The organism is Rothia nasimurium (assembly GCF_035916755.1).
In the GTDB taxonomy this organism is placed as follows: Bacteria; Actinomycetota; Actinomycetes; order Actinomycetales; family Micrococcaceae; genus Rothia.
In genome coordinates this window covers 109,957-124,533 of record NZ_JAYWIX010000005.1, presented here as the reverse complement: position 1 = coordinate 124,533, position 14,577 = coordinate 109,957, and the positions used below count along the sequence as shown (strand labels likewise).

Sequence of the window (14,577 nt, the reverse complement as noted above, 5' to 3'; positions counted from 1 at the left end):
CCCCTAAATCCAGGCGTCAAACCACATGCGCTCGCGCCACTCGGTGTAGGGGACAGTCTGAGCCGTCCAAATCGGCCAGTAGTAGATAGAGACTAACAGCGCAAAGACCACAAAGAGCCCTACCACCAGTAGCCCGGCCCGGCGGCGGCGTACGCTGTCGCCCGGGCGTCCTAACGCCAGCCCCAAAATACCTGCCAGCATAAGAATCAGGTAGGGCTCGAAGGAGAGGGCGTAGAAGAAGAACATGGTGCGCTCGGGGTAGGCAAACCAGGGGAAGTAGCCTACCGCAAAGACCGCGAAAAGGGTTGCAAAACGCCAGTCGCGGCGCAGCAGCACAATGAGCAGGGACAGGGCCGCAACGATGATAAAGGACCACCAGATGAGCGGGTTGCCGATATTCAGCACTGCCTCAGAACAGGAGTCAACCGTACAGCCGTTAACCCCCAGGTCAGGGGACTCATAGTAGTAGCTGGTGGGGCGACCCAAAATCAGCCACTGCCAGGCCGGGGACTCGTAGGTGTGGGGGGAATCCAACCCCGAATGGAAGGCATAGGCGGAGCGGTGGTACTCCCAGAGTGAGCGCAGAGATTCTGGCAACCAGAGAACTCCTTCGCCGGGGTGCTCTGCTGCCCAGTTACGGTTGTAGGCGGAATCTGAGAGGAACCAGCCGATCCAGGTGGCCAGGTAGGTGAGCAGGCCGGTACCGATGAAGGCGAAGAAGGCGAGGACGCCGTCGCGCAGGAAGCCCGCGACATACCAGCGGCGGATACCGGCAATACGGCGGGCGTTAGCGTCCCAGAAGACCGTGAGCAGGCCGAAGATAGCGATGAAGAAGAGGGCGTTCCATTTGACGCCGACCGCCAGACCCGCGCAGATACCGGCGATAAACCGCCAGTAGCGGAAGCCCAACCAGGGGCCGTAGCGCATAAAGTCGTCGGTGGGGGCGCCCTTGTGCTCGCGGGCGTGAGCTGCGATTCGGGTAGCAAGCTGGCGCCTACCCTGGTATCGGTCAAGCAGCAGGGCTACGAAGGTGGCCAGCAGCCAGAACATGAGGAAGATATCTAGCAGGGCAAAGCGGGACTGCACAAAGTGCAGACCGTCAATAGAAATCAGCAGGCCGGCCAGGGACGCTACCGTCACTGAGCGGAAGAGCAGCCAACCAGCCAGCATGACCAGACCTACCGATAGGGTGCCGGTGAGTGCTGCGGCAAAGCGCCACCCCAAGGGGTTATCGTCCCCAAAAACTGCCATGCCGAAGGCGATCATCCACTTACCAACCGGCGGGTGGACCACATATTCGGCGGTTTCAAGGATGCCCGATGGGGCTCCGGCAACGAAAGTCTCGTTGGCTGTATCAGACCAGTTGCGCTCGTACCCAAAGTGCAACAGGGAGTAGGCGTCTTTAGCGTAGTAGGTTTCGTCAAAGACGATGGCGTTAGGGTTAGCCAGGTTCACAAAACGCATGAGCCCGGCCAGTACTAGCACAAGTAGGGGCGCCACCCAGCCGTAGCGGGGCAGCGGTACCGCTGTTACAGCTAGCCGTGCCCGGAGGGCTGACTCGGTGAAAGCGTCTTTGAGGGTCAGGACGGCAGAGGTTGGGTTAGATGTCACCCTAGCTATGCTACCTGGGGCAGGTGAATCATGCGCGCGGACGCGTGGGGACCAGCTTCCTCTGGTCCTATCTAGTTGGGACCAGATTCCTCCCACAATACTTCTTGTCATGACCTACTTTCGGCATTTTTCTGGTCCCTACGAGGGGTGGGGCTCTACCTACGGGTGGTGAAGCTACCCTGTGGATATCTGTATATGCGCTGTAATAACCTGACCGATAAAAAATCTTTTTTGGCGCAATCCGTTGAGACTGGGAGAAACTTTATCCACAGAAAACATCAGTTCTAGAAATGTAGCTCCTACACAACAGAATGCTGTCATGGATATTCTCGATAGTCTTCAAACTGTTTACACCTACAGGGAACTACAGCAACTGGGCATGAGCTCTAGTGTTATCGCTCGCCGGGTCAGGCGGCAGGAGCTGACTCGTCTCCTTCCAGGTGTTTATACTACCCGGGTAAACTTCCGTCAGCTTCCCTATTATCAGCAGTACCCTTATTTTATTTCTGCTGTTTACAAGAAGAACCCGCAAACCATCTTTACTCACCAAACCGCTGCCTGGTTGCACGGCTTTGCCGTGGTAGATCAGAAGCTAGTAGACGTGCGTTGTCACCCTAGTTCACGGGGGCGTGCTCAAGGTATAGCAAAGCACTATTCGTCTACAGCTCCCGATATAACGTCAGTGCACGGCTTCTTCCACCTCACTACCTGCTTGCGGACTTTAGCTGATTGTTGCCGCTACCTGCATCCGTCCTCAGCACTGGTTACGGTTGAGTCAGCGCTCTATCAGGGAGCATGCACCGTTGAGGAAGTCGCGGAGTACTTGGGGTGCCAGAGGGGGCGCGGAGTTCAGAAAATACGGACGGTTGCCGGCCTCATGAGCTCTTCGAGCGAGAGCGCTGGTGAAAGCAAGCTGAAATGGGTCTTACACATGAGCCCCTTACCCCTGCCAGCCCAGCAGGTTGATGTCTGGGTTGACAATGAACACTTCCGGCTCGACTTTGCTTACGAAGATGAAATGATTGCTCTCGAATTTGATGGGCGGGTGAAATACCTTGATTCCCAGAGCCGCGATGAGGTTTTCTTCAACGAGGTGCGACGCGAGAAGCTACTGAAAAATGCGGGATGGGATGTGCTGCGCTACGACTGGTCTACCGTTGTGAACCACCCGCGGAGGATCGTTCGTGAAGTTCTTGCCACCATGCAACGAAAAAACGGGAGCAGCAGAATCGCGGCGCTCAGGTAACAAGGGACCAGAAAAGTAACGATTGTATGTGTGGTGGACAAGGACGTCGGGAGGAATCTGGTCCCTACTTGTAGGGGAATAAAAGTAGTAGGGTTTAACCCTATGGAATCCTCCCCTCACACCACGCCCGCTGCGCCGGCCGAAGGCGGCGCCCTCATCCTTGGCGGAACCCCCATCGGCAATCTAGCCGATGCCTCCCCGCGCCTGCGCGAGGCGCTCGCGTCCGCTGACGTCCTCGCTGTTGAAGACAGCCGTACCCTGCGTAAACTAGCCGCAGGGCTGGGCGTCACCACCCGGGGGCAGGTGCTGGTCAACCACGACCACAACGAGGCTGACCGCGCTGGGCAGATTGTTGAGGCTGTGGCAGCCGGGCAGACCGTGCTGCTCATGTCGGACGCCGGCATGCCCGCTGTCTCCGACCCCGGCTATGTAGCAGCCGCTGCCGTGGCCAACGCCGGCCTGACCGTTACCGCCCTGCCGGGGCCCTCAGCTGTTGTGACCGCTATAGCCGTCTCCGGCCTACCCTCGGGCCGTTTCACCTTTGAGGGCTTCCTTGCGCGCAAGGGCTCAGACCGCACTCGGCGCCTGGCCGCGCTCGCTACTGAAGATCGCACCATGGTCTTCTACGAGTCCCCTCACCGGCTGGCCGCGACCCTGTACGATTTCGCCGAAGTTTTCGGGGCAGAGCGCCGCGCCGCTGTCTGCCGGGAACTGACCAAGCTGCACGAAGAGGTTGCCCGCGGTAGCCTGCAAGAACTCATTACCTGGGCCGAATCTAAGCAGATTAAGGGGGAAATCGCTATCGTGGTGGAGGGGGCCCCTGAACCCGAGGCTGAAGAGGCAGAGAATCTGACCGACCTCGTCCTGGAGCTTGTGGCCGGTGGCGTCCGCCTGAAAGCCGCCTGTGCCCAGGTGGCCGAAGCCTACGGGGTGTCTAAGCGCGACCTTTACCAGGCAACCCTGGCCGTCAAAGATTCAGAAAGCTAAACCTATGTGTACCGACCACACCTTGACCGACGTCGAACTCCGCGAGCTTGCCGAGCGCTTTGCCTCCTACCTGCCCAGTGAGGCCGAGCAGACCGCCACCATCTTTGAGACCCCCGAACCGATTCTTGAGGGCGAGGTGCCCCCGGCCTATCAGGCTGACCGCTACAACACCGCGGGGGAGCCCAGCGGGGAGGGCACCCGCCGCCGCGGTGAGAAAGGGGAGGACGGGCGCCGCCGTAACCTGGTCTTCCCGCCAGCTCCCGCGCCGCTGCCCTACGCCATTGTCGATAACCACACCCACATGGACCTGCTCGACGGAGAGGTCGCCGTCACCGCCCGCGACGCCCTCGATACCGGCGAAGCCCTGGGCATCGGTGCGATTGTGCAGGTGGGCTGTGATGTGCCCAGTTCCCTCTACGCTGTGCGAGCTGCCCAGGCCGACCCCCGCGTCCTGGCTGCTGTGGCCCTGCACCCTAACGAAGCCCCCAAGCTGGCAGAAGCTGGTCAGCTCGAAGCCGCCCTGGCAGCTATCGATGCGCTGGCAGCCGACCCGCGCGTCCGTGCCCTGGGCGAAACCGGCCTGGACTACTTCCGCACGGGTGAGGAGGGCAAGGGAGCACAGGAAGAATCTTTCCGCGCCCATATCCGTATGGCGAAGAAGCACGGTAAGGCCGTGCAGATTCACGACCGCGACGCGCACGAGGACGTCGTCCGTATCTTGCTTGATGAGGGCGCGCCCGAGACCGTGATTTTCCACTGCTACTCAGGCGGGCCCGACCTGGCTGAAATCTGTAACGAGCAGGGCTGGTACATGAGCTTTGCTGGCACCGTGACCTTCAAGAGCTCGCACGGTATTCAGGAGTCCCTGAAGTTAGCCCGCCGGGAGCTGATTCTGGCTGAGACTGACGCGCCCTTCCTGACCCCCCACCCCTTCCGGGGCCGCCCTAATGCCAGCTACATGACCAACTACACCGTGCGTTTTATGGCAGGCCACCTGGGCGCCGACCTTGAAGAGCTTTGCCGGGATATCCGCGCTAACTCCCTGGCAGCCTACGGGAGCTGGGGGTTTGAGGGCTTCTAGCCCCTAGCGCCAGGTAGGCGACCGCCCAGGCCACCGGCAGGGCATGCAATAGAGCCAGGTGTTCGGGCCACTCGTTGCCGCCCCAATCGTGTCCGCCAAACCAGACCGCAAAGGGCATGGCAAAGATGAGCACACCGGTGGCGGCTAGGTAGAGGTAGCCGGTGTGCGCGGTACGCCAGCCGTAGAGGGCAGCAAAGACGAGGAAGGTAACGAACCAGACCCAGTGGTGGGTCCAGGAGATGGGGGAGAGCAGCAGCCCCAGTGCCGCAACACAGGAGGCTGCCCCCAGGTAGGCGCCGGGGGCGTCCTGCCACGCTAACCTGCGCACGGCCAGGTAAGTCAGCACTACCGAACCCAGGGCGGTGACGGCAAAGAGGACGCCGGCGAGCCAGGAGGGGAAGAGCATAGCCCAGGTGCCGAGTAGGTTATAGTTCAGAGCCCCGGTAATTGACCCCACGCGGGAGGATTCAAAGATTTTCTCGGTGAAGTATTCGCGGGCTACCTCGAAATCGACGGCAAAGCTCAGCGCGATTGAGGCCAGACCGGTGCCCACGAAACGAGCCAGAGACTTCCAATCGCGGGTGGCGATGAAGAGCAACCCGAAGATAGCCGGGGTGAGCTTGATGCAGGCGGTAAGGGCAATCAGAACCCCGTGCCAGCGGGTGTTTTTGAGGTAGATAATGTCGGTGAGAATCAGCAGTACCAAAAAGAGGTTAATCTGCCCCAGTTCCATATTGAAGCTGATGGGGAAGAACTTGAGTAGTAGGGGAGTGAGCCAGAGCCCGGCAGCTAGGGCGGGGCGCTCGCCTACCCCCATACCCCTGCAGGAGAGGTAGACCAGGGCCACCAGCGCGGTAATGTTGAGCAACAGGAATATAGGCCCTGCGGTATCTGCACTGGTGAGTAGCACAAAGGGGGTGAAAACTAGGGCAGCAAAGGGCGGGTAGGTGAACCCGTAGATTTCTTCGGGCGGTAGGGCCCAGTTGTAGAGCTGGCCGGTTTCTAGCCAGTGGGCAACCCCACCGTAGTAGACCTGTAGGTCGAAGAATTCCCGGGCGACCATTTTCTCGTCCCAGAGGAAGGGGTAGGCACTGATGAGGGTCAGCGCTAGAGCGGTCACCAGGGCGGGTGTGCTGGTAAGCGCCCTGGTGAGGGCGGCGATGGGCGGACGCTGGTGGGCGGCAGGTGCTACAGGCATGGGGTCCCCGGGGTTGGGTGGCTTGGTACGAGCAGTAATTCTACCGGGGGCGTTCTGGGAGCGAAGAAACCTATGTGTATATACAGACCCGGTAGACTAGAGAGCGTGACTGAACAGCAATCTCCTGCGCCCGATGCTCTGCTCGGCCCCCAAGAAATTCGTGACCTGGCAGCCCAGCTCGGCATCCGCCCCACTAAGACCCTGGGGCAGAACTTCGTGATTGATCCCAATACGATTCGTCGTATCATTGCCGCTGCCGGTATCAGCCCCGATGAGACGGTGGTTGAGGTTGGCCCGGGTCTGGGGTCCCTTACCCTGGGTATCTTGGACGCTGCCCGAGATATGGTTGCTGTTGAGATCGACCCGCCTCTGGCCGAGCAGTTGCCCGCTACTATCGCCAAGTTCCGGCCCGGCTCAGAAGACCGCATCGACGTGGTGCTTTCGGACGCCATGAAGGTCACCGAGCTGCCGCGCACCCCGTCCGCCCTGGTTGCTAACCTGCCCTACAACGTGGCGGTGCCGGTGCTCCTGCACATGTTCGCTACCTTCCCCTCCATCGAGCATGCCCTGGTTATGGTGCAGGACGAGGTTGCCGACCGCCTCTCAGCCAAGCCCGGTTCAAAGATTTACGGGGTGCCCTCGGTCAAGGCCAACTGGTTTGCCGAAGTATCTAAGGCAGGGGTTATCGGCACCAACGTTTTCTGGCCTGCCCCCAAGATTAAGTCGGGCCTGGTAGCTTTTAAACGCCGCTCCGAGCTACTGTCTGACCTGCCTCGTGAAAAGGTCTTTGCCATTGTCGATGCAGCCTTTGCCCAGCGCCGTAAGACCCTGCGAGCTGCCCTCGCCGGCTGGGCTGGTTCTGCTGCCCGCGCCGGTGAGATTCTTGAGGCTGCCGGTATTGACCCGCAGCTGCGCGGGGAAAAGCTCGATATTTTTGACTTCATCAAGATTGGCGAAGCCGCCCGGCAGGTACCTGCCCCTGCCGACCAGGGCGGGGAGGGTGCGTCCGCATGACCCTCAGCGTTTCTGCTACCGCCCCCGGCAAGGTCAACCTGTATTTTGCGGTGGGGCCCCTGCGGGAGGACGGCTACCACGAGGTTGCCTCGCTTTACGCCGCTACCGATGTGCTGGAGCACGTGACGATTTCTTCGGCTCAAGAGCCGGGTATCGCCCAGTCGATGAGCGTTGCTGAGGGCTCCCCTGTGGCAGAGCAGGTTGCTGCCGGGGCTTTTGACCCGGCTGTGGTTCCGCTCGACGAAACTAACCTGGCCTATCGCGGTGCGGCGGCGGTGCTGGCGGAGCGCGGCCTGGAGCCTGCGGACGTCTCCGTTCAGCTTCATATTGATAAGGCTGTTCCGGTTGCCGGTGGTATGGGCGGTGGTTCAGCCGATGCTGCTGCTGCTATGAAGGCGATGAACGACTACCTGGTGCAGGCCGGTCTTGCTGCTGCGCCTCTTGGGCTTGAGCGCCTGTTGGAGCTGGCCGCTCCGCTGGGCGCCGATGTGCCTTTCGCCTTGCTAGGCGGCCTGGCCGTGGGTATCGGGGTGGGGGATCAGCTCACTCCAATCAAGGTGCCTGAGGGGGTGGAGCCGCTGAAGTTTGGGTTTGTGCCTTCGACGGCTGGGCTATCGACTCCCGCGGTGTTTAGGGAGCTGGATGCTGGTCGGGCTGAGGGGCGCTACCCTGCTCCGGACGCCACTCTGCAAGTTCCGCAGGAGCTGCTAGACCTGCTGACCTCGGCCGAGCCGCTGCAGAAGCGCTTGCCGGCTATCGCCGGGCTACTGCGCAATGACCTGGCTGCCCCTGCTGTTGCCTTGTTGCCGGAGCTGGCCGAAACCCTTGACGGGGCTCAAAGCCAACCCGAGGTGGAGGCAAGTTTTGTCTCGGGCTCAGGGCCTACAGTTGCCTTTATCTCCTAGTTACCTGGAGGGTCGAACTAATTCCCTCGGGGGAAGGTGGCGGTAGAATGGGGGGCGTTACTCGTTTTAATTCAGTAGTGTAGGGGCTATGATCAGCAGTATTCGCAACTTGTTTTACCTCGTTGATTTTCCAGTCAAAGCTAAAATGGTCATTGCTGTTTTAGGTTCTCTGACAGTTTCCCTGCTGGAAATCTTAGGCGTTCTGGCTACTTACCCGCTTCTGCTGGCTGCTTCTGGTCAGGCTATTGATGCTGGAATCTTGGGAAGAATTGCTGCTTTTGTCGGCATTTCTGAGCGTCAAGACCTCATCATGGTTCTGGCAGGTATCATCATCGTGGCCTTTGTAGGTAAGACAGCTTATGCAATTGGCTTCCGCTGGTGGCAGGTTGGGTTTATCCAAAGACTTGAACGAACTGCCCGGGTAAAGCTTTTGGGTCTCTACCTTGATGCACCCTACCAGGATCATAAGAAGCGAGACCTTTCTAAGCTCCATACGAATCTAGCTACTGCTGTAGCCCAGGGGTACAGTCAGAGTATTCTCAGCTTGCTGAACGTGGTAACTGGACTTGTAACAGTCCTGCTCATGCTGGGGGTACTGGTCTTTGTTTCTCCTTTGGTGGCCTTGTTTGCTATCACTATCTTTGCAGTGGTTGGCTATCTCATACCACTACTCTTAAAGAAGCGTCTTTCAAAGATTAGTCTTCAAATCACCGAAGCAGATTATGTTTCGTGGTTTTCTGCCATGCCTGCCCTATCTGCCTTCCGAGAGATGCGCCTTTTTGGTGTCGCCCAGAATTTTAAAGAGAGCTATGCAGTAGGTGCTCAGATGCGGGCTAAGGCTAATCGTGAGCAGGCCGTTATCAACGAACTCCCTAAGAACATCATAGAGATTGTTTTTATTGTGAGTATCGCCGTGTTGGCAACCTATATGTTCTCCACAAAAAATCAGGCTGAAGCTGTTGCCACCATGGGTGTATTTACAGTTGCAGCGGTTCGTATCATGCCTGCCCTGACTTCTACCATTGCATCTGTGAACGCGATGCGGGCAGGCTCAGCTGGTGTGAGGATTATCAACGAAGAGATTTCCTACTTCAGAGGGCAGGAGCTCCACTCTCAGGTTGATTCGCCGGGCCTGAGCTTCGATGGGGATATTTCTGTTGAAGATGTAGTTTTCAAATACTCGCCTGAAGAGCCTGCTGTGCTTGATAAGGTTTCGTTGACAATTCCTGCGCGTAGCACTGTTGCCTTTGTCGGCTCAAGCGGGTCAGGCAAATCGACTCTGGTAGATCTTATCTTGGGCATGTTGACCCCAGCTGAGGGCAATGTGCGGTGCGGTGAGCACAATATTAGAGAAGATATTAAATCCTGGCATCAGCAAGCTGGTGTTGTTCCTCAAAGTGTTTATATTCTGCCAGCTAGCCTCAAAGAAAATGTGGCATTCGGTCTAAAGGCAGAAGAAATTGACGATCAGCGTGTACTTGAGGCTCTTGAGCAGGCTGAGTTGGGAGAACTGGTAGCGAGTCTTCCTGCTGGAATTGAGGAAGAGCTAGGACATGAAGGAGGGCGCCTTTCTGGCGGCCAGAGACAGAGGTTGGGAATCGCTCGGGCTCTTTACCGGAACCCAAAGCTGCTGGTACTTGATGAAGCAACATCTGCTCTTGACAATAAAACTGAGCATAAGATTACTCAGACCATTGACCGCCTGTCGGGAGAGATGACAATCATCATGGTAGCTCATCGCCTGTCGACTATTAAGAAGGCAGATATCATTTTTTACATGAAAAATGGCAGGGTTATCAATCAGGGAAGTTTCGAGGAGCTTTCTGCTGTTAATCAGGACTTCCGTGAGCTTGTTGAATTGGGGAAGCTATCATGAGCCAGTATTCTGTCGTTATTCTTTCACATGAAGTACCTAAGCCTGAGCCTACAAGTGCGGGGGAACGCTTAATCCGAGAGCTTTATTTTGCGCTGAGGGAAGCCGGGCATACCCCTATTTTCCTTGCCTCCGTTCCGCGTAATGGCTATGCCCCAGCCTATGACCTTCCTCGATACTTCGTGGCTACAGGTACAAGGCCATTGGAAAGAGCGGTTGCGCGTCTTACTCGCTCCTTCACCTGGATCCCCAATATCAGTTTTTATATGGCCCTGATGCGAGATAAGCAGGCTATGAGCCTACTCCAGGAAGCAGCAGTTATTGATATGCAGTGGAGTTCTAATGTTTTACTAGCTCCCCTCATGCGGAGAATTAATCCTACTGCTCGTCTCGTAGGTACTTTCCATGATATCAATGAGCAAAGATTAAAACGCCGTTCTGCATCAGAACCTCAACCTATAAAATCTTCATTGTGGTGTGCTCAGGCGATAACATCTGGCCTATTGGAAGGGCTAACGACTCGTTTTCTTGATAGGACTGTCGTCCTATCAGATAAAGATAGGGCTCTTTTACGAGCCCCTAAGAAGGTCAAAGACAGGGTCTACACCGTTATACCGCCGGTTTATTTAGATTTTAGTCAGCCAAAACTACAGAGGAAACCTGGTCATAATGTGGTGTTTGTGGGAACCATGTATCGCTGGGAGAACCATCAGGCAGTTGAGTGGTTTATTCGTCAGGTGCTTCCCTTGATTTGGGCAAAGAGACCTGAGATAAAATTTACGGTAGTTGGAGAAAGTCCTTCTCATGATCTGATGAAGTTGGGAGAGGACGCCCGCATTGAATTTACCGGTTTCGTTGACGACCTTGAGCCTATCTATGCCCAGGCAACCCTGCTAGTTTCCCCCATTAAGCTAGGGAGCGGGGTCAAGTTTAAGACCCTAGATGCAATTCTTCGGGGTATCCCCCTGGTCTCAACAGGGGCGGGTATTGAAGGAATCGCCCAGGTTAGCTGGGCCTCGGCTCTAGCTGAAAGTCCCCAGGCTTTTGCTGAGAAGGTATTAGCTGTACTTGATGACTATGAAACTTTTGCCCAGAAAGCAGGGCAGTCAGCGGTAGAAGCTAGCCGTGTGTACTCCAAGGAAGCCTACCAAGGGAAAATCAAGGAGGTGTACCGTGGGCTCTAATGTAGGTGTTTCTGTCGTTATTCCAACCTATAACGCTGAAGATTTTATCTCTTTACAGCTTGAGGCTCTGCTGAAGAGTTCTGTATTGCCTGATGAGATTATTGTTTCTGATAACGGCTCTACGGATCGAACTCCAAGTATCGTGGCAGAATGGGAGCAGAAAAGCACCCTTATACGGAGAACTGATTCCTCATCACAGCGAGGTGTATCCTATGCCCGGAATCTTGGATGCTCCCAGGCAGGAGGTAAGCTCTTGTTGGTCTGCGATGCTGATGACATCGTCGCGCCGACCTGGGTGGAAGCAATGGTAGATGCTTTAGCTGACGCTGACCTTGTAGGTAGCGGTCATCAGCTCTTGCTCTTCGATGAACCCTCATCTTCCTACCAGCTAGGGGATATCAATATCCAGCAACCTCAAGTTTTTGAAGGCATTCCTTATGTGCTGGGAGCTAGTATGGGCTTCAAACGTGAAGTCTTTGAGGCTCTTGAAGGCTTTGACCTTTCCTATCAAGCTGGTCATGATGAAGTAGATTTCTGTCTTCGTGCGACCACACAAGGTTTCCAGTTAGGGTGGGTCGATAAACCACTTATTCACTATCGACAGCGGTCATCTCTTACAGATTTAGCAGGTCAGATGAGAAACTACGGGCGTACTTGGATTCAACTGATAATGAATTTTTCCCCTGCTTTTGACCATAAATTACCCGGTTTGAAACTCATGCTACGCAAAGTGCTTCTGGCCCTTCCCGGTTACTTAGCGAAGGGCCAGCGAACACGAGAAGAAATTAGAGGCTTCTGGTGGAACGTTGGTGTGCTTGAAGGGACTCTACGGTATCAGGTTTTGAGGACTCTTCCACAGCGGAAGCTAAAATAAAAATTGCCAGCCTTATTCTTGAGGCTGGCAATTTTCTGTTTAGGGAGTCCGATTATTGTGCTATCCACCCTCTTGCTTTGAAGGCTTTTTCGTAGAATTCCACATGTGACTATAGGTGAGGCGCTCATGCACATGCTGAGCCGCCCGTGATCCAAGAGCTCTGAGGGCTTCAATGAGGGTTTTATAGTCTCTTCCTCTGTCAAAACCCACAGCAGAAAGAGCTAGGGGGGCGTTCTGCACGGGGGTTGAATGAAAAAGTTTCTGGGGCAAAACCGAAGTTGATACTTTCGATGCGTTCTGCATCGAACCCTGAGTCCGTCAGAATATCTATTTGGTTCTCACTCAATACAAAGTTGAGATCCACGCCTGAATACTTTCTAACTATCTCCTTCCTTTCCGCAACTGGTAGATAGCGTATCTCTTCTGCCAGCCAGTATGAAATCATGGCTAGGGGAGTAGCCGAGAAGGGTGGAATTTTCTTTTGCTTTAAGAGCGAGGGGAAAATGGTATAGCTTTCAAGAAAACAGAGAAGCACATCTGCTGACGCAACATGACCCATAGAGCGGATAGCTTTATCCATTGGAAAACCGATTCGATGTTCAGCAACATCCCGGATCTTTATGTGGGCAGGATGGGAGGCTGTAGAAACTTCCACCAGAGAATGGCCGAGTTCACGGGGAGAATATCTACACCATAGGGGCGGTCGCTTGCCTGCCCCTCACAAATGACTGCAATTTTTGCCATTTCTTCTCCTTCTTTCTCTTAGCTTGCTTAGCTCAGAATCTCGCTTAGCTCCATCCAGCGCATCTCTAGCTCATCGATTTCGTCCTGGACTCCCTGCTGCTCAGCAGATAGGGCTGCCAAGCCCTCATAATCTGAATGATCGTGGCTGGCCATTTTCTCATCCAGCTTGGCTTTTTGGTCTGCCAACTTAGCCAGCTTGCGGTCAATCTGATTGATTTCCTTCTGGGCAGCCCGAACCTCAGCCCCACTAGCCTTAGCAGCAGAGCTGCTAGCGGCGTCCTGCTTACCTAGCGGTGAGGAATCAACCGCCTTGGTTGAGGGGGAAGCTGTAGCAGAAGCTGAAAGTTGCAGGTACTCATCAACCCCACCGGGCAGGTGCCTAAAGGTGCCATTGATCAGGGCGTACTGCTGGTCGGTGACGCGTTCCATCAGGTAACGGTCGTGGGAAACCACCAGCAGGGTGCCCGGCCAGGTGTCTAGAAGGTCCTCCATAGCTGCCAGCATGTCGGTATCCAGGTCGTTTGAAGGCTCGTCCAGAATGAGCACATTGGGTTCGTCCAAGAGAATCAGCAGCAACTGAAGGCGGCGCTTCTGACCGCCTGAGAGGTCTTTCACCGGGGTAGATAACTGTGCCGATGTAAAGCCCAAGCGCTCTAGTAGCTGCCCGGGAGTCATTTCCTTGCCGCCAGCTACATAGGAGGTACGCTTGCGCCCAATGACATCTGATACCCGGTCATTCTCAACTTCCCGAAGCTCATCGAGTTGCTGGGTGAGCGTAGCGACCTTCACGGTCTTGCCGTGCTTAACCCGCCCGCGTGTGGGCTGTACCGAGCCAGTAACGAGGCCTAGCAGGGTTGATTTACCGGCGCCGTTGACCCCCATGATGCCGGTGCGCTCACCCGGGGCGATACGCCAGGTAACCTTTTTGAGCACGTCCTTCGTAGCCCCGGGTGCATTGGCAAGGGGGTAGCTGACATCGACGTCCTCAATATCCACTACGTCCTTACCCAGGCGGGAGACCGCCATCTGCGACAGCTCCACCTTGTTGCGGACCGGGGGAACATCGGCAATCAGGGCATTAGCGGCATCAATACGGAACTTAGGCTTAGAGGTGCGGGCCGGGGCACCGCGGCGCAGCCAGGCTAGTTCCTTACGCATAAGATTCTGGCGTTTAGCCTCGGTTGCTGCTGCCTGGCGGTCACGCTCAACCCGTTGCAGAATATAGGCGGCATAGCCACCCTCAAAGGGCTCAACGATACCGTCGTGAACCTCCCAGGTATCGGTGCAAATTTCATCTAGGAACCAGCGGTCGTGGGTGACGGTCAGCAGGCCACCTGAATTTTTGGGCCAGCGGGTTTTGAGGTGATTAGCCAGCCAAGTAATAGCCTCAACATCGAGGTGGTTAGTGGGTTCGTCGAGCATAAGGACGTCCCAATCACCTGCCAGCAAAGCGGCAAGGGCAACACGGCGACGCTGACCACCAGAAAGAGCAGTCACAGGGGCCTGCCAGTCAAGGTCTGACACCAGACCTGAAATCACATCACGGATCTTAGGGTCAGAAGCCCACTCGTACTCGAGAGCATCGCCCACAATAGCCTGACCCACCGTCAGCGAGTCATCGAGCACATCGGCCTGGTCAAGGAAGCCAACGCGGGTGCCCGAACGTACTGTGACCTTACCCGCATCTGGGGTAAGACGCCCGCCTAGCAGGGAAAGCAGGGTGGATTTGCCGTCACCATTACGGCCCACGATGCCGATACGATCGCCCTCATTCAGGCCAACAGTGATGCCCTCAAAGATGGTGCGAGTAGGAAATTCAATATGCAGGTCTTCGCCGCCAAGTAGATGTGCCACCCTTCT

The 14,577-nt window shown here is 56.1% G+C and carries 13 protein-coding genes; 8 read left to right on the top strand and 5 right to left on the bottom strand.

The genetic code is table 11. From position 1 onward, the window contains the following. Window positions 1–3: 3 nt before the first annotated feature. On the bottom strand, window positions 4–1,611 hold the full coding sequence (locus tag VSX42_RS06690; RefSeq protein WP_326503548.1) for a dolichyl-phosphate-mannose--protein mannosyltransferase: 1,608 nt from the start codon (window positions 1,609–1,611) through the stop codon (window positions 4–6). A 319-nt stretch (window positions 1,612–1,930) separates the two neighbouring features. On the opposite strand from VSX42_RS06690, the gene VSX42_RS06685 reads away from it, so the two are divergent. The 3 genes from VSX42_RS06685 to VSX42_RS06675 all read left to right on the top strand — a co-directional run bounded on the left by VSX42_RS06685 (window position 1,931) and on the right by VSX42_RS06675 (window position 4,925). Continuing rightward, window positions 1,931–2,857 (top strand): hypothetical protein, encoded by a 927-nt coding sequence (locus VSX42_RS06685; RefSeq protein ID WP_326503547.1) that lies wholly within the window; start codon window positions 1,931–1,933, stop codon window positions 2,855–2,857. Window positions 2,858–2,959: 102 nt separating this feature from the next. After that, window positions 2,960–3,844, top strand: coding sequence for a 16S rRNA (cytidine(1402)-2'-O)-methyltransferase (gene rsmI, locus VSX42_RS06680; RefSeq protein ID WP_326503546.1), 885 nt, complete (start codon window positions 2,960–2,962; stop codon window positions 3,842–3,844). A 4-nt stretch (window positions 3,845–3,848) separates the two neighbouring features. After that, entirely contained in the window at window positions 3,849–4,925 is a 1,077-nt protein-coding gene (locus VSX42_RS06675) for a TatD family hydrolase (protein WP_326503545.1), read from the top strand. Here the strand turns inward: VSX42_RS06675 and VSX42_RS06670 are convergent. Then, entirely contained in the window at window positions 4,879–6,123 is a 1,245-nt protein-coding gene (locus tag VSX42_RS06670) for a glycosyltransferase 87 family protein (protein ID WP_326503544.1), read from the bottom strand. The two genes, VSX42_RS06675 and VSX42_RS06670, sit on opposite strands and share 47 nt — an antisense overlap. A 105-nt stretch (window positions 6,124–6,228) precedes the next feature. Here VSX42_RS06670 and rsmA point away from each other — a divergent pair, with 105 nt between their 5' ends. The 5 genes from rsmA to VSX42_RS06645 all read left to right on the top strand — a co-directional run bounded on the left by rsmA (window position 6,229) and on the right by VSX42_RS06645 (window position 11,973). After that, window positions 6,229–7,137, top strand: coding sequence for a 16S rRNA (adenine(1518)-N(6)/adenine(1519)-N(6))-dimethyltransferase RsmA (rsmA, locus tag VSX42_RS06665; protein WP_326503543.1), 909 nt, complete (start codon window positions 6,229–6,231; stop codon window positions 7,135–7,137). Further along, window positions 7,134–8,042, top strand: a complete 909-nt coding sequence (locus tag VSX42_RS06660) for a 4-diphosphocytidyl-2C-methyl-D-erythritol kinase (protein WP_326503542.1) — start codon at window positions 7,134–7,136, stop codon at window positions 8,040–8,042. Before rsmA ends, VSX42_RS06660 begins: the two co-directional genes overlap by 4 nt. 88 nt (window positions 8,043–8,130) lie before the next feature. Next, complete coding sequence (locus VSX42_RS06655) at window positions 8,131–9,918, top strand: ABC transporter ATP-binding protein (RefSeq protein WP_326503541.1); 1,788 nt, start codon at window positions 8,131–8,133, stop codon at window positions 9,916–9,918. Beyond that, window positions 9,915–11,099, top strand: a complete 1,185-nt coding sequence (locus tag VSX42_RS06650) for a glycosyltransferase (protein ID WP_326503540.1) — start codon at window positions 9,915–9,917, stop codon at window positions 11,097–11,099. Before VSX42_RS06655 ends, VSX42_RS06650 begins: the two co-directional genes overlap by 4 nt. Continuing rightward, window positions 11,089–11,973: a glycosyltransferase family A protein gene (locus VSX42_RS06645; RefSeq protein WP_326503539.1), complete on the top strand. Its 885-nt coding sequence runs from the start codon at window positions 11,089–11,091 to the stop codon at window positions 11,971–11,973. Before VSX42_RS06650 ends, VSX42_RS06645 begins: the two co-directional genes overlap by 11 nt. Before the next feature lie 199 nt (window positions 11,974–12,172). On the opposite strand, the gene VSX42_RS06640 is transcribed toward VSX42_RS06645, so the two are convergent. From VSX42_RS06640 to VSX42_RS06630, 3 genes are read right to left on the bottom strand one after another with little or no spacing between them, the layout of a single operon-like run. Further along, window positions 12,173–12,553, bottom strand: a complete 381-nt coding sequence (locus tag VSX42_RS06640; RefSeq protein WP_326503538.1) for a hypothetical protein — start codon at window positions 12,551–12,553, stop codon at window positions 12,173–12,175. A 38-nt stretch (window positions 12,554–12,591) separates the two neighbouring features. Then, window positions 12,592–12,717 (bottom strand): hypothetical protein, encoded by a 126-nt coding sequence (locus VSX42_RS06635; RefSeq protein WP_326503537.1) that lies wholly within the window; start codon window positions 12,715–12,717, stop codon window positions 12,592–12,594. A 27-nt stretch (window positions 12,718–12,744) separates the two neighbouring features. Continuing rightward, a complete protein-coding gene (locus tag VSX42_RS06630; RefSeq protein WP_326503536.1) occupies window positions 12,745–14,571 on the bottom strand; it encodes an ABC-F family ATP-binding cassette domain-containing protein in 1,827 nt (608 codons plus the stop codon). Window positions 14,572–14,577 lie beyond the last annotated feature (6 nt).

Bases quoted from the DNA above. Each gene is read 5' to 3' on its own strand.
- VSX42_RS06640 (WP_326503538.1), bottom strand. From the start codon at position 12,553: ATGGATAAAGCTATCCGCTCTATGGGTCATGTTGCGTCAGCAGATGTG.
- VSX42_RS06675 (WP_326503545.1), top strand. From the start codon at position 3,849: ATGTGTACCGACCACACCTTGACCGACGTCGAACTCCGCGAGCTTGCC.
- VSX42_RS06655 (WP_326503541.1), top strand. From the start codon at position 8,131: ATGATCAGCAGTATTCGCAACTTGTTTTACCTCGTTGATTTTCCAGTC.
- rsmI (WP_326503546.1), top strand. From the start codon at position 2,960: ATGGAATCCTCCCCTCACACCACGCCCGCTGCGCCGGCCGAAGGCGGC.
- VSX42_RS06650 (WP_326503540.1), top strand. From the start codon at position 9,915: ATGAGCCAGTATTCTGTCGTTATTCTTTCACATGAAGTACCTAAGCCT.
- VSX42_RS06635 (WP_326503537.1), bottom strand. From the start codon at position 12,717: ATGGCAAAAATTGCAGTCATTTGTGAGGGGCAGGCAAGCGACCGCCCC.
- VSX42_RS06670 (WP_326503544.1), bottom strand. From the start codon at position 6,123: ATGCCTGTAGCACCTGCCGCCCACCAGCGTCCGCCCATCGCCGCCCTC.
- VSX42_RS06660 (WP_326503542.1), top strand. From the start codon at position 7,134: ATGACCCTCAGCGTTTCTGCTACCGCCCCCGGCAAGGTCAACCTGTAT.
- VSX42_RS06685 (WP_326503547.1), top strand. From the start codon at position 1,931: ATGGATATTCTCGATAGTCTTCAAACTGTTTACACCTACAGGGAACTA.